The 22223-nt window shown below is 58.3% G+C and carries 22 protein-coding genes; 10 read left to right on the top strand and 12 right to left on the bottom strand.

What is annotated here, in order from left to right; translation table 11 throughout:
* Window positions 1–165: 165 nt before the first annotated feature.
* Complete coding sequence (gene rpsB, locus N7578_RS15440; RefSeq protein WP_311111171.1) at window positions 166–933, bottom strand: 30S ribosomal protein S2; 768 nt, start codon at window positions 931–933, stop codon at window positions 166–168.
* Between the two features lie 193 nt (window positions 934–1126).
* A complete protein-coding gene (locus N7578_RS15435; RefSeq protein WP_311111170.1) occupies window positions 1127–1969 on the bottom strand; it encodes a cell envelope integrity EipB family protein in 843 nt (280 codons plus the stop codon).
* Between the two features lie 115 nt (window positions 1970–2084).
* Here N7578_RS15435 and N7578_RS15430 point away from each other — a divergent pair, with 115 nt between their 5' ends.
* The 4 genes from N7578_RS15430 to N7578_RS15415 are packed head-to-tail and all read left to right on the top strand — an operon-like array spanning window position 2085 to window position 4950.
* Window positions 2085–2555: a RidA family protein gene (locus tag N7578_RS15430; RefSeq protein WP_311111169.1), complete on the top strand. Its 471-nt coding sequence runs from the start codon at window positions 2085–2087 to the stop codon at window positions 2553–2555.
* Complete coding sequence (locus N7578_RS15425; protein WP_311111168.1) at window positions 2552–3292, top strand: glycerophosphodiester phosphodiesterase; 741 nt, start codon at window positions 2552–2554, stop codon at window positions 3290–3292. The genes N7578_RS15430 and N7578_RS15425 overlap by 4 nt, the downstream gene beginning before the upstream one ends.
* Entirely contained in the window at window positions 3289–4482 is a 1194-nt protein-coding gene (locus N7578_RS15420) for a GNAT family N-acetyltransferase (RefSeq protein ID WP_311111167.1), read from the top strand. Before N7578_RS15425 ends, N7578_RS15420 begins: the two co-directional genes overlap by 4 nt.
* 36 nt (window positions 4483–4518) lie before the next feature.
* Window positions 4519–4950, top strand: a complete 432-nt coding sequence (locus tag N7578_RS15415; protein WP_311111166.1) for an HIT family protein — start codon at window positions 4519–4521, stop codon at window positions 4948–4950.
* A 51-nt stretch (window positions 4951–5001) separates the two neighbouring features.
* Here N7578_RS15415 and N7578_RS15410 read toward each other — a convergent pair whose 3' ends face one another.
* Window positions 5002–5865 (bottom strand): DUF1989 domain-containing protein, encoded by an 864-nt coding sequence (locus N7578_RS15410; protein ID WP_311111165.1) that lies wholly within the window; start codon window positions 5863–5865, stop codon window positions 5002–5004.
* 112 nt (window positions 5866–5977) lie between these two features.
* Here N7578_RS15410 and N7578_RS15405 point away from each other — a divergent pair, with 112 nt between their 5' ends.
* Entirely contained in the window at window positions 5978–6868 is an 891-nt protein-coding gene (locus tag N7578_RS15405) for a LysR family transcriptional regulator (protein ID WP_311111164.1), read from the top strand.
* Here N7578_RS15405 and N7578_RS15400 read toward each other — a convergent pair.
* The 6 genes from N7578_RS15400 to cckA all read right to left on the bottom strand — a co-directional run bounded on the left by N7578_RS15400 (window position 6847) and on the right by cckA (window position 14985).
* On the bottom strand, window positions 6847–7797 hold the full coding sequence (locus N7578_RS15400) for a phosphatase PAP2 family protein (RefSeq protein WP_311111163.1): 951 nt from the start codon (window positions 7795–7797) through the stop codon (window positions 6847–6849). The genes N7578_RS15405 and N7578_RS15400 overlap by 22 nt on opposite strands.
* A 67-nt stretch (window positions 7798–7864) precedes the next feature.
* Window positions 7865–8209 carry an AzlD domain-containing protein gene (locus N7578_RS15395; protein WP_311111162.1) on the bottom strand — a complete coding sequence of 115 codons (345 nt, stop codon included), beginning with the start codon at window positions 8207–8209 and terminating at the stop codon, window positions 7865–7867.
* The gene (locus N7578_RS15390; protein WP_311111161.1) at window positions 8206–8967 is read right to left on the bottom strand and encodes an AzlC family ABC transporter permease; all 762 of its coding nucleotides are present in this window, start codon (window positions 8965–8967) and stop codon (window positions 8206–8208) included. The genes N7578_RS15395 and N7578_RS15390 overlap by 4 nt, the downstream gene beginning before the upstream one ends.
* A gap of 257 nt (window positions 8968–9224) precedes the next feature.
* Window positions 9225–11738, bottom strand: a complete 2514-nt coding sequence (gene clpA, locus N7578_RS15385; protein ID WP_311111160.1) for an ATP-dependent Clp protease ATP-binding subunit ClpA — start codon at window positions 11736–11738, stop codon at window positions 9225–9227.
* A gap of 10 nt (window positions 11739–11748) precedes the next feature.
* Window positions 11749–12102 carry an ATP-dependent Clp protease adapter ClpS gene (gene clpS / locus N7578_RS15380; RefSeq protein ID WP_311111159.1) on the bottom strand — a complete coding sequence of 118 codons (354 nt, stop codon included), beginning with the start codon at window positions 12100–12102 and terminating at the stop codon, window positions 11749–11751.
* A 294-nt stretch (window positions 12103–12396) separates the two neighbouring features.
* The gene (cckA, locus tag N7578_RS15375; protein ID WP_311111158.1) at window positions 12397–14985 is read right to left on the bottom strand and encodes a cell cycle histidine kinase CckA; all 2589 of its coding nucleotides are present in this window, start codon (window positions 14983–14985) and stop codon (window positions 12397–12399) included.
* 343 nt (window positions 14986–15328) lie between these two features.
* On the opposite strand from cckA, the gene N7578_RS15370 reads away from it, so the two are divergent.
* Window positions 15329–16609, top strand: a complete 1281-nt coding sequence (locus N7578_RS15370; RefSeq protein WP_311111157.1) for a flagellar biosynthetic protein FliO — start codon at window positions 15329–15331, stop codon at window positions 16607–16609.
* A 115-nt stretch (window positions 16610–16724) separates the two neighbouring features.
* Here the strand turns inward: N7578_RS15370 and dksA are convergent, their stop codons facing one another.
* The gene (gene dksA / locus N7578_RS15365; protein WP_311111156.1) at window positions 16725–17144 is read right to left on the bottom strand and encodes an RNA polymerase-binding protein DksA; all 420 of its coding nucleotides are present in this window, start codon (window positions 17142–17144) and stop codon (window positions 16725–16727) included.
* A 266-nt stretch (window positions 17145–17410) separates the two neighbouring features.
* Here dksA and N7578_RS15360 point away from each other — a divergent pair, with 266 nt between their 5' ends.
* The 4 genes from N7578_RS15360 (at window position 17411) to N7578_RS15345 (ending at window position 21308) form a co-directional block, all read left to right on the top strand.
* The gene (locus N7578_RS15360) at window positions 17411–17926 is read left to right on the top strand and encodes a histidine phosphatase family protein (RefSeq protein WP_311111155.1); all 516 of its coding nucleotides are present in this window, start codon (window positions 17411–17413) and stop codon (window positions 17924–17926) included.
* A 135-nt stretch (window positions 17927–18061) separates the two neighbouring features.
* Window positions 18062–19540 carry a YcjX family protein gene (locus N7578_RS15355; protein ID WP_311111154.1) on the top strand — a complete coding sequence of 493 codons (1479 nt, stop codon included), beginning with the start codon at window positions 18062–18064 and terminating at the stop codon, window positions 19538–19540.
* Window positions 19537–20616, top strand: coding sequence for a YcjF family protein (locus tag N7578_RS15350; RefSeq protein WP_311111153.1), 1080 nt, complete (start codon window positions 19537–19539; stop codon window positions 20614–20616). Before N7578_RS15355 ends, N7578_RS15350 begins: the two co-directional genes overlap by 4 nt.
* Before the next feature lie 131 nt (window positions 20617–20747).
* Entirely contained in the window at window positions 20748–21308 is a 561-nt protein-coding gene (locus N7578_RS15345) for a hypothetical protein (RefSeq protein ID WP_311111152.1), read from the top strand.
* A 23-nt stretch (window positions 21309–21331) separates the two neighbouring features.
* Here N7578_RS15345 and folK read toward each other — a convergent pair whose 3' ends face one another.
* Together folK and folB are read right to left on the bottom strand one after the other, a co-directional pair.
* Entirely contained in the window at window positions 21332–21838 is a 507-nt protein-coding gene (gene folK, locus N7578_RS15340; RefSeq protein WP_311111151.1) for a 2-amino-4-hydroxy-6-hydroxymethyldihydropteridine diphosphokinase, read from the bottom strand.
* Between the two features lie 16 nt (window positions 21839–21854).
* Window positions 21855–22220, bottom strand: coding sequence for a dihydroneopterin aldolase (folB, locus tag N7578_RS15335; RefSeq protein WP_311111150.1), 366 nt, complete (start codon window positions 22218–22220; stop codon window positions 21855–21857).
* Window positions 22221–22223 lie beyond the last annotated feature (3 nt).

The following is a 22223-nucleotide window of genomic DNA, read 5'->3' as shown; positions in this document are numbered from 1 at the left end:
ATGAAACGCCTGCCATGAAACTTCTTGCGCCGTACCGCCTCCCAGGAAAACGGGAGCAGTGCGGACTTTAAACAAACAAGGCCGCCGAACTTTTCTAGTCCAGAACGGCCCTGTCAGATCCTGATTGAAAAGGCGGCATCCAGGATGCCGCCCAAAGGCCGACTATCAGGCGCCAGCCTCGTCTTCGAGCGCAGGCTCGATCGGAGCTTCTTCAGAAGCGCCGATGTCACGACCGGAAGCGCCCTGCTGACGTGCGATGCCGTCGATGGCAGCGCGAGCGATCAGGTCGCAGTACAGCGAGATGGCGCGCGATGCGTCGTCGTTACCCGGGATCGGGTAGTCGATGCTGTCCGGATCGCAGTTCGAGTCGATGATCGCAACGACCGGAATGCCAAGACGCTTGGCTTCTTCGATCGCGATCTTTTCCTTGTTGGTGTCGATGATGAACATCAGGTCCGGAACGCCGCCCATATCGCGGATACCGCCGAGAGCCTTTTCAAGCTTTTCGCGTTCGCGCTCAAGGTTCAGACGCTCCTTCTTGGAGTAGCCGGAGGCTTCCGAGTTGAGGATTTCGTCAACCTTGCGCAGGCGCTGGATCGAGTTCGAAATCGTCTTCCAGTTCGTCATCATGCCGCCGAGCCAGCGGGAGTTGACGTAGTACTGAGCCGAACGCTTCGCGCTGTCGGCGATGATTTCGGACGCCTGACGCTTCGTACCAACGAACAGAACGCGGCCGCCACGAGCAACGGTGTCAGACACGACCTGAAGGGCGCGCGACAGCATCGGAACGGTCTGAGCCAGGTCGATGATGTGGATGTTGTTACGGTCGCCGAAGATGTACGGCTTCATCTTCGGGTTCCAGCGGTGCGTCTGGTGGCCGAAGTGAACACCAGCTTCGAGAAGCTGACGCATAGAAAAATCGGGCAATGCCATGCCTTGTTACTCCTTTTCCGGTTTAACCCCCGAGAAGCGAACAGCGTCGATTTTCATCGACACCACCGGGCGGAACGATCCGGATTTCTCCCGGAACATCCCAAGCTTCGCGTGTGGAATGGTGAGGCGCATACAATCGCCTGCGATAAAAAGCAAGCTTTTATGCGAAAAAACCTCTTTCGCGACGCGCCTTTCAGCGAACCGGCTTGTTTTCGCAGGTTTCAGGCTTGAGGATATCAAGCTTCGCGAGCTTTCCGGTCAAAACGAAATCGCCGTAATCCATGGTCAGGTCGCGGGTGATTCCATTCTCGTAGAGCTTGAACGACATGCGATAGATCGGCAGAGCATCCGTTCCCGTCTTGTCGTTGTAATAGGCGATCGTTACCGGCCAGAACGACGCCTTGGCGAATTCGCCCGTCTTGCCCGCCTCGACGTCACCATCCTTCGGCGTCTGCGACTTGCCCAGGAGCGTTGAGGTAATCAGACTTTCATCGCCGTCATCAGAACCATCGAAAATGCGGGACTCGAAGATGCGTTTGCCCTGCTTCGCGCTCTCGATCACCTGAAACATATGTTCTGTCGGAAATTCGGACGCAGCGAGGTCGACCTGGCGCGTGTCCGGGCGGGTGATGTCCACCTTCACGCCCGTATCGCTATCGCTCGCAGCGCCCTGCACTTCCTTGTCCAGCTTCTCATCCGTGTAGGATTTCGTCTCGAAGGTGAACTTTTTCGACGCAGGATCCTCAAATGTCGTCGTCTGCTGGTCGGTCACCCGAACCGCATCGCCGGTATTGATCTGCGTCACGAAACGAAAATCCGTCTTGTATCCCTGACAGGCCGAGCCGGTGAACTCATAGACCATGCGACCCGTCATGCCCTCGATGCCGGAACGGTCCGACGCGTCCTTTAGTTCAAGATCATACACTGCCCGATGGGCGATCAGATTGGGAAGCTGTGCTGGCAAGGCATTGGCGGCGTTCGACAGGCAGGACAACAGCCCTGTAGTGGCAACGAAACCAAGCTTCCTGACAAACATGCATTATCTCCTGTTGGACTCGCCAGTCATATTGTACAAGCAACCGCCCGGCTTTGGGACCACATCTCCTGAATGCCGGATTCTTGAAGGATTTACAACAAAACCGGAGACGAAAATGTCGGACGTCATCGAAGGCCGCCTCAAGGAACTTGGCTTCACGCTTCCCGTCGCCGCCGCACCCGCGGCAAACTACGTTCCGTTCACCATCAGCGGCAATCTGCTTTACGTATCGGGTCAATTGCCGATGGAATCCGGCAAGATTGCGGTCACGGGCCTTGTTGGTCGCGATGTCGACGTTCCTGCAGCCCAGCGCGCGGCCGAACTTTGCGCCGTCAACATTCTCGCACAGGTCAAGGCCGCCTTAAATGGCGATCTTTCAAAAGTCCGCCGAATTCTCAAGCTCAACGGCTTCGTTGCCTCCGTTCCTGAGTTCACCGAACAGCACCTCGTCATCAACGGCGCTTCCAACCTTCTCGCGAACGTTCTGGGTGACGCAGGCAAGCATGCGCGCGCCGCCGTCGGCATGGCCTGCTTGCCGTTCAATGCCGCCGTAGAAATCGACGCGATCGTGGAAATCGACGTATGACGCTCAAACTGTCCTGGCTGATCAACCAGCCTGTTGCGCATCGTGGCTACCACGACATGAACAATGACATCTGGGAAAACACGCTTTCAGCTTTTTCCCGCGCTATTGAAGCCGGTTTCGCCATCGAATGCGACGTGCAGCTTGCGGCCGACAGCGTTCCGGTGATCTTCCACGATCATGAAATGACCAGACTGACCGGCATCAAGGGTGACGTGCGCGAGCGCACCTCCGCCGAATTGTCGCTGCTGTCCGTCGGACAGACCAGGGACAAGGTGCCGACACTCAAGCAGCTTCTCGCGCTCTGTGCCGGCAAGGTGCCGCTGGTGATCGAACTGAAGGGGCGCGAGGGCGAAGGCGTCGATGACGGGTTTGCCGAGGCGGTGCTGGAGGACCTCGAAGGCTACAAGGGTCACGTTGCGCTGATGAGCTTCGATCATCACCTGCTGAAGAATCTGAAGGCCGCAGGTTCACCCTGGCCTCTGGGACTGACTGCCGAAGGTGACAAGCCGGAAGACTTCTTCAAGCATGACGAAGCCATGCATATCGGCGTCGACTTCATCTCCTACCACTGGGGGCATCTGCCCAACAGCTTTATCAAAGCGCAAAGAAAACTTGGCGTGCCGGTAATTACCTGGACCGTAAGGGATGAAAATGCCCGTGCGACTACCTATAAATATGCTGACCAGATGACATTCGAAGGTTTCGACCCGAGAGAGAACCCGTCCGCCACGGCATGACAGAAAATTACTCCATCCGCGTTGCGCAATCCTTCATGGATATCGATCCGGACCGCTGGAAACAGCTTTCCGGAACTTCGCGCAGCGCGGAAGGAAAATTGTATAATCCATTTGTTTCTCACGCCTTTTTATCTTCTCTTGAAGAGTCCGGATCAGCGGCCGCCAAGACAGGATGGCAGGGGCATCATCTGCTGCTGGAAAACGAAGCAGGTGCGCTTCTAGGGGCAGTTCCGTCCTATCTGAAGAACCACAGCAAGGGCGAATATGTCTTCGACCACGGCTGGGCGGATGCTTTCGAAAGGGCGGGCGGCCATTATTATCCCAAGCTGCAATGCTCCATTCCCTTTACACCGGCGACCGGCCCGCGTCTGCTGACCGCGCAGACATCCGACAATGACGGCGTCAAACTGCTTCTCGCGTCCGGCATAGGACAGGTGACGGAAAAGGTCGGCCTGTCATCCGCACATGTGACCTTCGCAACGGATGAGGACATTGCAGCCCTCACCTCGCAGGAATTCCTGCATCGGACCGACCAGCAGTTCCATTTCGTTAACAACGGCTACCGTGATCACGACGATTTTCTGGATGCGCTTTCTTCCCGCAAACGCAAGGGACTGAAAAAGGAGCGCCGCGCCGCGCTCGAAAACGGCATTACGATCGACTGGCTGACCGGTTCCGATCTGACTGAAGATATCTGGGACCAGTTCTTCACCTTCTACATGGATACCGGAGGCCGCAAGTGGGGCCGGCCTTATCTCACGCGCCAGTTCTATTCGCTGATCGGCGAACGCATGGCAGACGACATTCTGCTCGTCATGGCGAAACGCGACGGGCGTTACATAGCGGGCGCGATCAACTTCATCGGTTCGGATGCGCTTTATGGCCGTCACTGGGGCTGCATCGAGGATCATCCCTTCCTGCATTTCGAGGTCTGCTATCATCAGGCCATCGACTTCGCTCTTTCGAAGGGTCTGCAACGCGTCGAAGCAGGCGCGCAGGGAGAGCACAAGCTGGCACGCGGTTATGTGCCGGTCACCACGCATTCAGCGCATTTCATCGTCCATCCTGGACTGCGCCGCGCCATTGACGACTATCTGGAGCGGGAACGTCAGGAAGTCGAACATATCGGCGATTATCTCGAGGAACATACACCATTCCGCAAGGGCAACAGACAGGACACGGACGAATAGTCTGCTTTGGATTTTTACACATGAGGAGAGATTTCGATGACCGCCAGCACCTATGACGACAACAACATCTTCGCGAAGATCCTGCGCGGCGAAATCCCGAGCCACAAGCTGTATGAAGACGAGCATACGCTGGCGTTCATGGATGTGATGCCACAGGCGCCCGGTCATCTCCTGGTCATTCCGAAGACCGGTTCGCGCAACCTCTTGGATGCAGATCCGGAGGTGCTGGCCCGCACCATTCCCGTGGTGCAGAAGCTTGCCGTCGCCGCCAAGGAAGCATTCGATGCGGATGGCGTCTACGTCGCGCAGTTCAATGAACCGGCCGCCGGGCAGACGGTCTTCCACCTGCATTTCCACGTCATTCCACGCGTGGAAGGCCAGCCGCTGAAGCCGCATTCCGGTGCGATGGCCGATGGCGAGGTGCTGAAGGCGCACGCCGAAAAGATCAAGGCGGCCCTCGCGTCCTGACGGTTTGCAGATGAAAGAATGCCCCTCCCGATCAGGGAGGGGCGTTTTTACTCATGCCGGGTTGCAGTATGGGTTGCGTTCCGGGAAGGGCCAATCGCTGAGAAGCGCCATGTTCGGCCGGTAGATTTCCACTTTCAGCGGATAACATACCGCAACATCGCTGGAGTGGCTGGCGCTGCAATCGCCACCAGGGCAGGCGGAAAGTCCGCCAAGCAGATCCATCTCGGCAAAGAACTCCAGATAATCGCCGGGCCGAACCGGGCTCGCCTTCATGAAATACTGGTGTGTATCCTTGGTGAAGCCCGTGCACATGAAGACGTTGAGAACGTCATGCACATGCGGCTCGGCATCGCTGAACGACAAACCCTTCGATGACGCCAGCGCATTGGTGAGATTGGAATGGCAGCAATGGTGGTAATCGCCGCCGCTCAGCAGACGATTGGTGTAGGGATCACAGCGTGTGCCGATCACATCATGCAGCCCGCCACCATCCTCGTCCCAGCCGTACCACGCCAGAGTATCGCCCGTTATTGTTGCCATGGGCCGCAGCGACGGCAGGTTGCTCCATAGCCTGTCACCGATGGAAACATGCGTGGCATGCAAGGCGCGCGTCTTGCCGCTGAAGAAACGCTCCGTCAGATCATGGGCATTCCAGAGATTGAGGTCACCGACCTGCGGACCATCTATACTGACGATCCGGAAAAAGTGTCCCTTCGGCACTGTGAACGTACGGCCGTCGCGCGGCGGCACGATAACTTCATTCACCTTTTCCATTGTCTGTCTCGCCCTTGCGAGCCTGGAAAGGTCTGGTGCTTCAAGCGTGCCATTCGGGTAAACGACGACAGGGCGGCGGGCGCGCCGATCGGCAGCATCCGACGGTTCTTTGTACACAGGTTCGTTGACGGTATTCGGCATATGAATCCTCGAAAGACAGCACGACAGAACAAGCAAACTGCCCTGTGCGACATGATGTGACAAGACGGGTTTTTCTTGCCCTGAGACCAAGTATGACCTAGCCTTTGCCGCCATGAAACTACCACCACTCCCTGCCCTTCGCGCCTTTGAGGCTGCTGCAAGACTCGAAAGTTTTTCCGCGGCTGCGGAAGAACTCGCAATGACGGCCGCAGCCGTCAGTCAACACGTTCGCACGCTCGAAACGTGGATGGACGTACCACTCTTCGTACGACAGGCGCGAGGCGTTCGATTGACACCGGCAGGGCGGGATTTCGGCCAGACCGTCTCCGTAAGTCTGCGCCAGATCGCAGCGACGGCGGAACGGATTCGAGGAAAAAAGGAGCGCTCCATTGTACGGCTGGCCAGTCTTCCCTCGGTGATAGCGTATTTCCTTACGCCCCGCCTGCCCCGCTTCCGGGCGCTCTACCCTGACATACAGGTGTCGATCAGTTATCTGGACGCAAAACACGCCGTCCCTGCCGATCTCGTCATCCGGCATGGGGTCCACCCCGCAGGGAAAGCCGTTGTGCTGTTCAGTGCAGCAACACGGCCGACATGTGCACCCACCTATCTTGAAAAATCCGGCGCCATCACGAATGTCGCCGCACTTGCGAAGGCGGAACTTCTGCACGACGAGACTGAAACGGCCTGGCACGACTGGTTTTCTGCCAACGAGGCGCAATGCCCTCAGAACACTGGGCCGATCTTCGCCGACTTCAACCTGCTTCTGACAGCGCTGAAAGCGGGGCAAGGGGTGGGTTTATGCCCAACGGAACTGATGCGTGACGAGATATCCGGCGGTCGTCTTGTCGTTCTATTCGATCAGGCATCAGATGAAGGCAAATCCTACTGGCTTGAGGAACCCGACAGGATGAGCGAACCGGCACGTCTGCTGTTCGACTGGCTCGTGGGTGAAACGCGGACTATCGATCGCCTGCCGGATTATTCGGCGGGCAGTATCTGAACCTGCGGCCGCCGTGCCACGCGCAGCTGTTCCTGCGCAGCCAACCAGTTCAGGAGGTGCGCAGACAGCGGGCAGACAAGCGCGAAGGCGACAAGCCCGCCAAAAATATCCGATAGGTGATGACCGCCCTGAACGAGGACAGCAGGGAGCATCAGCGCATTCAATGTCCAGATCACCGTCATGGAAAGCCAGTGGCGCGGCGCGAACCACACGGACATGGCGGCCATGAAGATGTGGAATGAGGGGAAACCAATCAGGCCAAGGGTATTTTTCGGCGTGAGATAGGTAACACCTTCCTGTCCAAGACGAACGAGTTCCTGCCCGTAACCGGCATCAACCGCGAGCGGGATGATCTGTGGAACCCATTGGGGAAATGACTGGTAGGCCGATGGACCAAATGTCGGGAAAAAAATCCAGAAGACTATGCTCGCGAGAGCACCGATAACACCCGTCACGAGGAAGTGGTGCAGCATGCGATCCTTGCCCGTAAAGGCGAGCGTGATCACGATCAGCAGAAGCTGCGGCAGCGATGTCGCGTAAACGGCAAACAGGGTTTTGCCCACCCATGGATGGGTCGCAGCCCATGTCACCACATCCGGCCAGCTGTATCCGAAAGCGGCATCGACCCGGAAAAGCAACGGATCGATCGCTGGAAAATGGACGGGCAAAAACATGTAGTTGAAAACGGAAGCAGCCAGTGAAAACAGGATAAACAATCCGGCCGATATCAACGCCGTCGCAATGCGCATATCACGCCCGCTTTTGCGGTAAAGCTGGCCAAGCAAAAAAACGCCGCCACCAATCAACCAGCAGAAGGCATATCCAGCATAGTCGACGCGAACGCCCGTCACCGCGATCAACGTCGCATCGATCATGAGCAGAACTGCAATGACGCTGAGGACAAAACGTTCCGCGGCGAAGAGTTTCATGATCGTGGCTCCTGTTCGAATACCAGGAGCGTAAAACGGGGAATTTAAGATTCGTATAAGGCCTGTATCAAAAGCCCAACACGAGCAATCCACCCGCCAGCAGGAGGATGGGTGCAGCTACGCCAACCAGCACGCGCTGGCCAGCAGCGAGAAACACCACAAAGCCAACAACGGCTGCACCGATGCGCACCCACAGAGGCGAGGCCTCCAGACTGCCGGTCGGAAACACGATCAGCTTGGCCGTTACAGCCATGACAAGGGCTGTTGCAACCGCCCTGACCCAGGCAAGCGCCTCAGAATCCTCTTTCAGCCGGTTGCCGGCAAGAACGCCAAGCCAGCGCCAGAGATCGGTCGCCAGCCAGCCTGCAATCGCGATGAAAACGTAAGTCGCCCACCATTGGTCGGTCATCACGGTTCTCCTTCCGGCGAAACCGGCACAATCTTGCGGCGGAAGACGAAGCGGTCGATCAGGTAGGCCAAGGTTCCACCGCCGATCCCCGCGTAAAGAATATCGAACTCCGGCGCGATGACGGCAAACAACGGCCCTGCGATCACGCCGATAACGAAAGCGACCTTGACGACGGAATGCCGGGCGGACGCCCAGATGGATGCGATGAAATAGACGGGGGTCAGAAAGAACAGCACACCGGCGACCAGCGGCGGAAAAGCAGCAACGACCCCGTAACAAAGACCGACAATGACGGTGTTGACGAGCGTGAGCGTGATACCAAATCCCGCGAACCATGCAGCGCGCCCCTCACGTGGCACGTTGGCTAGGTTTTGCGTGGCAAAGACCCAGGCGGTGATGGCGACGAAGTGCGACAGGAACAACAACAGCCATGTCGGCGTTTTCGCACCCCGCATTTCCGGCACGATGGACGCCACCATCGGCATCATTCTGACCGACGAGAGTGTTACCGCCAGAAAGCAGGCCGCTAGATTGGCGCCGCCGACCATTGAACCGATCAAGATCATTTTCGCAGGCAATGCCCAGATCATCAGCGTCATGAACATCGCCTCGCCGCGGGCGACGCCCGATTCCAGCGCAAAAGCGCTGAAGCCGACGAAAGATGTCATGAGTATGAGGGACGGCAGGGAAAAAATGCCCTTCATTCCCCGGAAAAACCAGTAACCGAGGGAAACCTTATCGCTTTCGGATTGGATTGCCATCTAGACGCGCTTCCTTGCTCGTTCTGCCAGCGCGGATTATCGGCAGGACAGAGGCGATTGGCGAAGGGCATAAACGAAGGGACGACCCGACACAATCATCTTCGGCCACGGAGACGAGATCAATCCCGTCTGAAGACCAATAAACAGGCGAGAGCGCCCCAAGCAACGGGTGGGCTGACGACGCGTCCATCCCTCTCCTGAAGACAGAAATGCCGGGCGGGAAGTCCGGCATTTTGTGATCGATCATGTGATCGATGTCACTTCTTTTTCGGCACCTTGGGAACCGTGTTCGCCTTGCGGCGCGGGCTCTGTCCTTCTTCGGACTTGTCCGCGTCCAGAATTAGAACCTCGGCCTGCTCCGCCTTCGCGGCCTTGGATGTAGACTTTGCCTTGCCCTTGGCCGTTTTGGCCGGCGACTTGGCAGCTTTCAGTTCCGCTTCCGGCTTCGGCTTGACGGGTGCGGTTTCCGGCAAGACCTCAAGGATCAAGCCGTCTGTTCCGTCGTCCTTCTTGCCAACGGTGACGCTAACGACACCGCCCTTCTTCAGCTTGCCGAAAAGGATTTCGTTGGCGAGCGGCTTCTTGATGTTTTCCTGGATCACACGGGACAATGGACGGGCGCCCATCTTCTCGTCGTAACCCTTTTCCGCCAGCCAGGACACGGCATCTTCGTGCAGGTCGAATGTGACGTTGCGTTCGGAAAGCTGCGTCTCAAGCTGCATGACGAACTTCTGCACGACCTTGTGGATGACGGCGGTCGGCAGCGGCGAGAACGGAATGATCGCATCCAGACGGTTGCGGAATTCCGGCGTGAACAGGCGGTTGATCGCCTCTTCATCTTCACCCGTGCGGCGCGAAGAACCGAAACCGATGGCCGACTTCTGCATTTCAGACGCACCCGCATTGGTCGTCATGATGAGAATGACGTTGCGGAAGTCGATCTTCTTGCCGTTGTGGTCCGTCAGCGAGCCATGATCCATGACCTGCAACAGAATGTTGTAGATGTCCGGATGCGCCTTTTCGATTTCGTCCAGCAGCACGACCGAATGCGGGTGCTGATCGACGCCATCCGTCAGAAGGCCGCCCTGGTCGAAACCGACATAGCCGGGAGGCGCACCGAGCAGACGCGAAACCGTGTGCCGCTCCATGTATTCCGACATGTCGAAGCGCAACATTTCAACGCCGAGCGAGGATGCAAGCTGCTTGGCCACTTCCGTCTTGCCGACGCCCGTGGGGCCGGAGAAGACATAAGAACCAATCGGCTTGTTCGGCTCGCGAAGGCCCGCACGCGCCAGCTTGATGGCAGTCGAAAGAGCTTCGATAGCCGTATCCTGACCATAAACCACCGAGCGAAGTTCCTGCTCGAGATTGGCCAGAACCATCTCGTCATCCTTCGAGACCGTTTTCGGCGGTATGCGCGCCATGGTCGCGATGGTGATTTCGATTTCCTTCTCGGTGATCAGCTTGCGGCGCTTGGATGCCGGAAGCAGCATCTGTGCCGCACCCGTTTCATCGATCACGTCGATGGCTTTATCCGGCAGCTTGCGGTCGGAGATATAACGCGCGGACAACTCAACAGCCGCCTTGATCGCCTCGTTGGAATATCTGAGGTGATGGTAGTCCTCGAAATAAGGCTTCAGGCCCTTCATGATCTCGATGGCATCGTCGATGGACGGCTCGTTGACGTCGATCTTCTGGAAGCGACGCACCAGTGCCCGATCCTTTTCGAAGAACTGGCGGTATTCCTTATAAGTGGTCGAACCGATGCAGCGGATCGCACCGGAGGACAATGCGGGTTTCAGGAGGTTCGAGGCATCCATGGCCCCACCGGAAGTGGCGCCTGCACCGATGACAGTGTGGATTTCGTCGATGAACAGAACCGCACCGGGAAACTCCTCGAGTTCCTTGACGACCTGTTTCAAACGCTCCTCGAAATCGCCGCGATAACGCGTTCCCGCCAGCAGCGTGCCCATGTCGAGCGAGAAGATCGTATCGTTCTTCAGCGCTTCCGGCACCTTTCCTTCAACGATACGCTTGGCCAGACCTTCGGCGATTGCCGTTTTTCCGACACCGGGATCGCCCACGTAAAGCGGGTTGTTCTTGGAGCGACGGCACAGGATCTGGATGGTGCGGTTCACCTCGTCATGACGACCGATCAGCGGATCGATCTTGCCATTGCGAGCCTTGTCGTTGAGGTTGATGCAGTAAGCCTTCAGCGCATCCTGCTGCTTCTTGGCAGAAGAATTGTCCTCTTCCTGATTGCTGCGGGGTGCCTTGTTTTCACCTTCACTTTCATCAGCACCGCGTGGCGCGCGCGTCTGCGACGTGCCCGGCCGCTTGCCGATACCGTGCGAGATATAGTTCACCGCGTCGTAGCGGGTCATTTCCTGCTCCTGCAGGAAGTAGGCAGCATGACTCTCGCGCTCGGCAAAAATGGCGACGAGCACGTTCGCGCCGGTCACTTCCTCGCGACCGGATGACTGGACATGGATGACCGCACGCTGAATGACCCGCTGGAAGCTGGAGGTCGGCTTGGAGTCTTCATCGTAACCGGTCACAAGATTGGCAAGCTCATCATCGACGTAATCGCTGACGGTCTTGCGCAGCGCATCGAGGTTCACATTGCAGGCGGTCATAACGGCGGCCGCGTCCGCATCATCGATAAGCGCCAGAAGTAGATGTTCAAGCGTCGCGTATTCGTGGTGACGCTCATTTGCAAAGGTCAATGCCTGGTGCAGCGCCTTCTCGAGACTTGGGGAAAAAGTTGGCACGTTGCGATCCTCATTTCTTTTCCATGACGCACTGCAGCGGATGCTGGTGCTGTCGGGCGAAATCCATGACCTGGCTTACTTTCGTCTCTGCGACCTCATATGTAAACACCCCGCATTCGCCCACCCCATGCTGATGGACATGCAGCATGATGCGGGTTGCCGCTTCGCGATCCTTCTGAAAAAAACGCTCCAGAATGTGAATGACGAATTCCATGGGAGTATAGTCGTCATTCAGCAAAAGAACACGGTACAGATTTGGTCTTTTCGCCTTAGGTTTGACGCGGGTAATTACGGACGTTCCACGGTTGGAACCGTCGCCCTCCCCTTCGCCTTCACCCTGCATATAGATCGGCCTAGCGATCATCTTTCATCATTCTCCATACTGTTCTCAAACCGATGGCTTAATGCCAGGAGGGAGAACTTCGCCTCTCCATATCTAGGTCGTTCCGTGATGATTTTAAGCCCCTTGAGAAACGGTGCAATCACTATTGCGTTTGCGAAGAGGCAAACTTCAGGAAATTTTCAAATGGCACCAAAGGGCTGAGCGTTCACGGCCCTGCTGGAACTCACAATTCGGCCGCCATCCAAAAAACGCCCGACAAAACGAAAGGGCCGGCTGACCGGCCCCGTTTTGTCGATCGCCATCAGGAGACCCTTTTCAGTCCTTGGCGTCCAGCATTTCGCGAACGGCGACGGCCAGCTGCTTCAGCGAGAACGGCTTTGGCAGAAACCCGAATTTTGCATCCGCAGGCAGGTTCTTGGCAAAGGCGTCTTCGGCGTAACCGGACACGAAAATGAATTTCAGGTCGGGATAAGACTTGCGCAGTTCCCGCAACAGTGACGGGCCATCCATTTCAGGCATAACCACGTCCGAGACGACGATATCGACCTTGCCGCCCAGCTCTTCCATCACGTCCAGCGCCTCGGTGCCGGATCCTGCCTCGTGAACCGTATAGCCACGCGTTTCAAGCATGCGCTTTCCACCGCGCCGCACCGCTTCCTCGTCCTCGACCAGCAGAACGACGGCTGACTTGCCTGTCAGGTCGACCGGCTCTTCCTTGGTCTCTTCCACCGCTGCGACAGGTACGGCCAAGGCTTCGGACGCGATCACGCCCGGCTGAGGCGCTTCGACGACGTGGCGCGGCAGCAGGATGCGGAAGGCGGTTCCCTTGCCCACTTCGGATTCCGGATAGATGTAGCCGCCGGACTGCTTGACGATGCCATAGACCATCGACAGACCAAGACCGGTCCCCTTGCCGACTTCCTTGGTGGTGAAGAACGGTTCGAAGATCTTGTCCATGATCTCCGGCGGAATGCCGGTACCATTATCAGCAACCTCAACCATCACCATGTCTTCGGCAGGAATATCGGGGCGAGCAAGCGCGGCGGCCTCCTGCGCATCGATATTGCGGGTGCGAATGGTGATCTTGCCGCCATTCGGCATCGCGTCGCGCGCGTTAACGCAGAGATTGATAAGCACCTGCTCGAACTGCGAGAGATCCGTCTTGACCGGCCAGAGGTCGCGACCGTAATCGACTTCCAGCTTGACGTTGGTGCCGGAAATCAAACGATCGACCAGCATGCGCAGGTCGCCGATCACATCTGTCAGATTGAGCACTGCGGGTCGCATGGTCTGCTTGCGCGAGAACGCCAGAAGCTGGCGCACCAGAACCGCGGCACGGTTGGCGTTGCGCTTGATCTCCATCAGGTCGGCGAAACTCGGATCGGCCGGCCGTGCCTGCAGCAACAGATGATCGGACGACAGCAGGATGGCCGTCAGCACATTGTTGAAGTCGTGCGCGATGCCGCCTGCCAACGTGCCGACGGCGTTCATCTTCTGTGTCTGCGCCATCTGCGTTTCGAGTGCTTTCTGCTCCGTCACCTCGATGGCATAGACGATGGCAACCTCTTCCGGCGCCTCGTCATCCTGATCAATGACCGCATTGACGTAAAAGCGGAAATGGCGCCCTTCATCCTTGGGATGGCGGGAATCGAAAGGCGCAATATCGCCCTGACGGTCCTTGGCTTCGGCCAGCGCCTCTTCCAAACGCGGTTTTTCGTTGTCGTGAATGACGGTTTCGAACGCCACGCCGCGGTCGATGTCGTCGCGACCGACAACGCCCGAGAACATCTTGAGGAACGGCGCATTGATGCGGAGAATGCGGCCTTCGCCATCCAGTGAGGCGATTGCCATCGGCGTATTGTTGAAGAAACGCGTAAAGCGCATGGCCGAAGACGATTCCGCGTCCTCATGCCCCTTCGGGCGCATAAGGACGATGGTGCGGCTTTCGCCCGGTGCACCATCCCGGGCCGTCACCTGATGCACGAGGCGGGCGGGCATGCTCTGCCCGTTGACGCGGCGCATGTCGAGATCGAGGATTTCAGTGCGCTTGGCGTTGTTCTGCGGCTGGACCGATTCGATCAGAGCCATGCCTTCGCCCGCGACGATATCCGAAACCGTCATCGAACCCGGCGAAAACTGTGCCAGATCGATGCCGAGCCATTCCGACAGCGTGGCATTCAGATAGACGATCTCGCCCTTGCGCCCCGCGGAGAAGAAACCGGCCGGAGCATGGTCGAGATAATCGATGGCGTTCTGCAGTTCCCGGAAGAAACGTTCCTGATCTTCGCGCTCCGGCGTGATATCGGCGATCTGGAAGACATGAAGATCCTCATCGTCGGCATTTTTCAGCACACGTCCCTTGAGCCTGTACCAGTGCGGCCCGCCATTGCCGGCGCTCTCGCTCAGTGGCTTGAGAAGGCGGAACTCCTCGTAGCCGTCTCGCCCTTCCCGCAGAAGGTTGATGAGACGATAGAGCGCCTCAGTCGATTCGCGGCTGCGCGACAGCAACGTCTCAAGGCTCTGGATATCGCTGGCCCTGGTGGTCCCGGTCATATGGCAGTAGGTGGCGTTGGCATAGACCATACGTCCCTTTGCATCGGTAATCAGCGTGCCATCCGGATGGGCCGATAGAAAACGGCGGGCCAGACCATCGGAACGCGACTGCGGCATCACCTCGATGAAGCCGATGATCGACGACACGAGAAAGAAAATCCCCATCATTGCCAGAACGCCCAGAATGCCGAGAACGATCTCGTTTTCCAGCGAATCCTTGAAGTAGACGAAGGCGGCAGCAGCGGCGATCAGCACGAGAGCAAGGAGAAGAATGCGCAGAACCGTGCCGGAACGGGCACGCCTGTCCACCAAAGGAAGGTCGTTGTCGCTTGGCTGGCGCACCCGGGTCATCTTGGCCTCGCAATCTTGCAGGTCGTATCATCAGAAAGGCCCGGCTCGTCGACGGAATCGGGCAACAGGATGTCTTGTAGCAACTCGCTCAAACATCAAAAAGCTCCGCCGCGACACAAAGACCCAAAAACGCACAGCGAAAACAGCTTAATTGCGGTGATTTCGCTATTTGGTCGCGGCAACGGAACCGGCGAATGGTTCAGAGCTTTTGCAAATGTGCGGGACAGCGGCGGATAAAACTTGTAACGGACCCAAAAAAATCGTCTTTTCCTGCTAACTATCGGCAAAACAAAGAAACACGGCATTTTTTGCCCGAAAAAATCTAAAGGGAAAGATTTCCATCATGGAAGATTTTATCGGCACCTATGGAAACCGCCTCATCGTCGCGGTAGTTGGCGTCGGCGTGGCATTGCTTCTTCTGGCAATCGCAATGTGGATCATTCGCAGACGCAGCGGTTCGGCTCCCTTCATCCGCGGCGGCCGGAATCGCCAGCCACGCCTGCAGGTTCTAGATGCCACGGCAGTGGACGCACGCCGCAGGCTGGTGCTGGTGCGCCGCGACAACGTCGAGCATCTCGTCATGATCGGTGGACCGACCGATATCGTCATCGAAAGCGGTATTGGTGCGATCCCGATCGTCAAGGAAGTCCGCGATCCGGATGACGTGCCGATGAAGACGCTGCCGCGTCAAGACCAAGAGATGAAAGTACAGGAGGGTGTGCTTCCGCAGGAGCGCCGAGAAGCTCTGCAGCAGCAGTCTCCGGTACAAGCTGTTGCAGCCACTTCGATCCAACCGACAGAAGAACCGGCCAGGCGCCCATTGAGGGCGGAGCCGGCCGCTCCCGTCGCCCGAGCGCCTGTAGCGGCAGCACCACAGCCACGCCCGGCACCTGCTTCGCGCGATATACCGCCAGCTCCGCGCCCTGCGCCACCTGTTGGCCGCGACACCCCGCGTCCAGCCCCGCAGGCAGCTCCAGCCCCAGCCTCTGTCGTTGCCCCTACACCCGTTTCCTCTTCGGTCGCACCAGTACCGGCACCGGCCATAGCCCGCCACGTCCCTGAAGTGGCTGCCCCCGTGCGTCCACCTGTTGCCGTCCAAGCGGCGCCCGTCCTGCCGCTTGCTGCCGCGGTGGTCGATACGCCTGCACAAGGCGCAGAGCCAAAGCGGATGGAAGCGCCTGTCGTTTCGGTCGCGACGCAGCCAGTGGCCACGGTAGAGGCCGAAGCGTCACATCCTGCGGCCCTTTTCACAGCGCGTGAAGCCATCATCGATCAATCCAGCGCTGCTGATTTTCTGGATGCCGCGCGTGAACGCGTGCTGCCGACGCTGACACCGCCGTCCCCCTCTGCGGAAAAGCCGGATGCCGCTGTCATCCTAGCCTCCGACGCCGAGCCGAAGTTCTCCGACGATCTTGCCAGCGATTTCGAGAGTTTTCTGGAAGCCGAGATCGCCAAGGGTCAGGACGCCGCAGCGATCGCGCCTGCCGACGCTACTCCAGATCGGAACGTTTCGGAAAAAGATGCCATCGTCGAGCCGCCCATTACAGGTGCGACACCAGACAAGGATATGCAGAAGGAAATGGCCCGCATCTTCGGGGAGATTTCCGTGACACGCGATCGCTGAGGTCTGCAGCAACGACATTCCAGGCTCAGCATGAATTAGAACAAGAAGGGCGCGGACCGAAATCCGCGCCCTTCTTTCGTGTGATGTTTGTTTCCCTTACCGGACGTCCCGCGACTTATTCGTCGCGGTAGACCTTCTCACGACGCTCGTGGCGTTCCTGCGCCTCGATGGAGAGGGTTGCGATCGGTCGGGCATCCAGACGTTTCAGTCCGATAGGCTCGCCGGTTTCTTCGCAATATCCGTAAGTGCCGTCGTCAATGCGCTGGAGCGCGGCATCGATCTTCGAAATCAGCTTGCGCTGACGATCCCGGGCGCGAAGTTCGATTGCCCGGTCCGTTTCGGAAGAAGCCCTGTCCGCAAGATCCGGATGATTGGCGCTTTCCTCAGCGAGATGACCCAGCGTCTCGCGCGCTTCTCTCAGGATGTCGTTCTTCCAGGCAATCAGCTTGGCTCGAAAGTACGCCCGCTGATTGGTGTTCATGAACTCATCGTCTTCCGAGAGTACATAGTTGCTAAGATCGATCTTCTCACTCAACGCGATTCTCCTCGAAGAACATCTCAATGCGGCGGTGTATACTCCAATGATATAGATCGATTCAAGTCTACAGATCAGTTTTCAGGCATTTTTAAAACTGACACAAAAATCATCTAAATGACTAATTTTTATCCTTTATTACCTCTCGTCCCGATCTGTTCTTCACGCACATTTACGCGACTTGCGTAAAGGTGAAGGGACTTGCGGGCCGACAACTCTATCTTGTAGCATGGCGCGTGTCCCTTTCTGGTTTCGAATGCTGGTCCATGCTTCAGATCGATTCTCCGCCATATCGCATCTATCTTCTGCGTCACGCAAAGGCCGCCTGGGCAGCTCCGGGAGAACGGGACTTCGACCGTAGATTGAATGAATCCGGTTTCGCCGAAGCGGAAATCGTCGCCGATATCGCCGCCGATAAGGGCTACACACCTGGCATTCTCATCTCCTCCACGGCGGCGCGCTGCCGGCAAACGACGGAGGCGTGGCAAAGGGCTTTCAACGAGGAGATCGAGGTGTCTTTCGTTGACGAGATGTACGAGGCGCATGTCGACATCTATCTCGCCCTGATCGCCGCCCAGAAGCATACAAAATCGGTGATGCTGGTCGGGCATAACCCGACGATGGAAGCCACGCTGGAAGCTCTGATCGGCGAAGATCTGCTTCATGCAGCCTTGCCCTCCGGTTTTCCGACAGCCGGTCTTGCGGTGCTGGATTTCCTCGAGGACGGCTCTAACGGAAAGAGCGGCTGGCGGCTTGTCGATTTCATTTCACCAGGAAAATGACGACGGGGCGAGAATGACCTGCCACGCGACCGGGGCATGGAATTGACGAGAAATTCCGTCATTCCGCTTCTTTTTTGGGCACGAAAATTTCCTATATTGTTGGCGTAATTATCGAAACCAGACGGGAAACCGCCATTGCCGCCTTCATTTACGTCCCTGACTGACAGCGCCCTCGTCGCTTTGGACAATCTGGCCGACCGTGCAAGCACCCTCACCCACCCGACATTGCGGCTCGGAGTGACGGGCCTTTCCAGGGCTGGAAAGACGGTTTTCATATCCTCCCTCGTCCACAATCTGCTGAACGGTGGACGCCTGCCGCTGTTCGAAGCGGTGCGCTCGGGCCGTGTTTCCAATCTGCGGCTGGAGCCGCAGCCGGATGACGCCATTCCCCGCTTTCAGTACGAGGATCACATTCAGGCGCTGGTGCGCGACCGGCTGTGGCCCGATTCGACACGTGCCATTTCCGAATTGCGCATTACGCTCGATTACCAGAGCGCCAGCGGTTGGGGCCGCTGGTTCTCGCCCGGCAAGCTCTCCATCGATATCGTCGATTATCCAGGAGAGTGGTTGCTGGATCTGCCGTTGCTTTCGCAGGACTACAAGAGTTTCAGCGACAGCACCGTTGCTCTGGCGAAAACGGGTGTGCGGGCGGAACTCGCGCGAGAGTGGCTGGCAATCGCTTCCTCGCTCGATCTCAATGGACCGGCCGACGAAATGACGGCGCGGCGGCTTGCCGAAAGCTTTGCTGCTTACCTCAAGGCCTGCAAATCGGACGAACGCTCCCTGTCGACCCTCCCGCCCGGCCGCTTCCTGATGCCGGGCGACCTTGAAGGATCGCCAGCGCTGACTTTTGCCCCTCTGCCCGGCCTGACCGACGAAAAAGCCCCGAAGGGATCGTTGCGCGCCATGATGGAGCGGCGTTACGACGCCTACAAGTCCATCGTCGTCAAACCGTTCTTTCGCGAGCACTTTGCCCGCCTCGACCGTCAGATCGTACTGATCGACACGCTACAGGCCGTCAATCGTGGCCCTGAGGCGGTACAGGATCTGGAACGGGCGCTGGGTGACGTGCTTGCCTGCTTCCGCCCAGGTACCAACAGCCTGTTGTCGTCCCTGCTTGGCAGGCGCATCGACAAGGTACTGATTGCCGCCACCAAGGCGGACCACCTTCACCACGAAAGCCACGACCGGCTGGAGCGCCTGACACGCCGTCTTGTGGACCGCGCCGTCACCACCATCGGCATGAGCGGCGCGGGCATCGAAGTGATGGCGCTTGCCTCGGTGCGCGCCACCAAGGAGGCAAGCGTGCGCCAAGATGGCCAAAACCTGCCTGTGATCGTCGGTACGCCGATTGCCGGAGAAACGATCAACGGCGAAACCTTCGACGGCAATCGCAAGACGGCCATTTTCCCCGGCGACCTGCCTGAGCATCCCGAACCGCTGTTTCGCAGTATCGATGCGGACGGAGACAAAGCAACGCTGCCGGACGTCAACGTGGTGCGCTTTCGTCCGCCCGCCGTCGACGAACCCGGCAGTGGCGGCATCCGCCTGTCGGTGCCGCACATACGGCTCGACCGCGCCATGCAGTTCCTTTTCGGAGACAAGCTCGCATGAAGCTTCCTACACCCAGCGATCAAAAGACACGTCGCCCTGCGGCCTTCACGCTTGAACCCGAAACAACGGAAAACCCCTCCGCCAAACAGAAGCGCGTACCGCAGAGTTTTGCGAGCGAAGTGACGATGACGCCAGAGGAAAACGACCCGTTCGTGACCCCTGACGACATCGATGCCAGCGCCTTGCCCGTCGCCACACCGAAAAAGACGCGGTTTTCCTTCGGCAAGCTCGCGCTTGGTGCGCTCGGCGTGCTGTTTTCGCTCGCCTTTGGGCTTTGGGCTGACCAGCTTGTCCGCGATCTCTTCACCCGCTCCGACTGGCTGGGTTACACCGCCAGCATAGCCTTGATCCTCGCCATCTTTGCCGTTCTCGTACTCGTGGGCCGGGAGGTCTTCGGAATCGTGCGGCTCAACGCCGTCCAGGCGCTGAAGACCGATGCCGAAGCGGCGAGCCTCGAGAGAAGTCCGGCTGCCGCACGCGCCATCGTGGCCCGCCTCAATGCTGTGCTGTCGCATCGCGCAGAAACGGCCAAGGGGCGTGCGACGCTGAAAGAAACCGACAATGATGTGATCGACGGTCCTCATCTGATCGATCTTGCCGAGCGTGAACTGCTCATCCCCCTAGACCGGCAGGCGCGTGCGCTGATCCTCAATGCATCGAAGCGGGTGTCGGTCGTAACCGCGGTCAGCCCGCGCGCCATCGTCGACCTGGCCTATGTGCTGTTTGAAGTGACGCGTCTGGTGCGCGCCATGGCCGAACTTTACGGCGGACGTCCCGGCACGCTCGGCATGCTGCGCCTCCTGCGCGACGTCGTCGCCCATCTGGCCGTCACCGGCTCGATTGCTGTCGGTGACGGGCTTGCCCAACAGGTGCTCGGGCACGGCCTCGCCTCCAAGCTTTCCGCTCGCCTTGGCGAGGGCGTCATCAACGGTTTGATGACAGCGCGAATCGGCATTGCCGCCATGGACCTGTGCCGTCCGCTACCGTTCAGGGCGGTCAAACGTCCCGGGATCGGCGATTTCATGTCCGATCTGACGCCCGACCTGACTGGCGGAAAAAACCGTGAAAAAGCCTGATGACAGGGGCGCCCGGCGCTTCAAAAGGTTACGGAGTTTGAGCCGCCCGAAGCCCAAATAAACCGTTCATTAACCATTCCGCCGGTAGATTGCCCGTCATCGAACAAGGCTTCTTCGCCGGGGAAAGTATCATGTATTCGCGCTTCTTTTCGCTTCTGGGCGGACTTGCCGCCGCTATGTCCTTCAGCGGTGGCCTGGGAATTTCCGATGTTCAGGCTGCCTCGCGCGATCGTGACGACGTGTTCTTCCGTTCCGTTGCCGGAAGCTGGAAGGGACCGGGCGAGATTGTCGCCGGCAAATACAAGGGCACGAAATTCACCTGCGACCTGACTGGCGAACCGCTCGAGGACAAGAACACCGGTATCAAGCTTGGCGGCACCTGCCGGGTCGGCGTCTTCAGCCAGCCCATGTCGGCCGTCATCAGCCAGAAGGGCAACAGCTACGAAGGCAAGTTCCTCGACGGCGCTGAAGGCAAGGGGCTGGACATCATTTCCGGCCAGGTAAGCGGCGACAAGGTTGTCGTCGGTATCAACCGCGCGAAGCTGAACGGCGCCATGGTCGCACGCGTTTCCAGCGACAATTCGATGAACATCACGATTTCGGTGAAGGTCGCAGACCAGATGGTGCCGGTCATCGGCCTGACGCTGGCTCGTGACATCGACAATATGGCTGTCGGCTCCATCAAACCCTGATCACTATCTTTTCGTGAGCTTTTTCAGAGCGGGAGTGTCCACCACTCCCGCTTTTCGTTTGCCTTGACGATGCCGGCTGTGTCCACACCCTCCAGCCAGTCACGCACCGTGCGGCCGTTGACGGGAAGCTCTGGGGCGATATCCGCCAGCGGCATCAGCACGAACGCACGCTCAGTCATGCGCGGATGCGGCACCTCGATACTCTCCGTGACGAGGGACTCATCTCCATAGGTCAGCACATCGATATCGATGGTGCGCGGCCCCCAGCGCTCGATCCTGACGCGTTTCATGCTTTTTTCGATTTCAAGGCATGTCTGAAGTAGCGCTTCCGCGGACAGGCTCGTTTCGATCATGGCGCAGCAGTTGAAAAAGTCCGCCTGATCCGTCTTTCCCCATGGCGGCGTGCGGTAAAGCGCCGAGACTGCCAGGAGCCGGCAGTCAGCGCGTGCGTCGAGATCGTGCAGCGCCTGCGCCATCGCAGCCTTCGGATCCCCCACATTCCCGCCAAGACCGAGTGTGGCGACTTTCATGATCTCCGGCACCACGTCAGGCATGATGCTCGACACTCACCTGCGCATAATCCAGAATACCGGGAACCGGCGCGGACGGCTTGCGTACGGTGATGCGGACCCGCACGATCTGGGGATAGCGTTCGCGCAACGCCTTGGCGATGTCGTTCGCCAGAGCCTCGATCAGATACCGGCGCTGCCCCACCACGATCTTCTCAATGACAGCGAAGGCAACGCCGTAATCCACGGTGTTTTCAATCGTGTCGGTTTCAAGCGCGTCCCCCGCCTCGACTTCCATCTCGGCATCCACGAAAAAGCGCTGTCCCAGCACCTCCTCCTGTTCGAGAAGACCATGACGGGCGAAGAACGAACAGTTTTTCAGTACGATGGTGTAGCAGCTCATGTG

The organism is Agrobacterium tumefaciens (genome assembly GCF_031801495.1).
GTDB lineage: Bacteria > Pseudomonadota > Alphaproteobacteria > Rhizobiales > Rhizobiaceae > Agrobacterium > Agrobacterium tumefaciens_K.
Note: the sequence above shows the minus strand (reverse complement) of the source record. Positions and strands in the feature narration are given on the sequence as shown.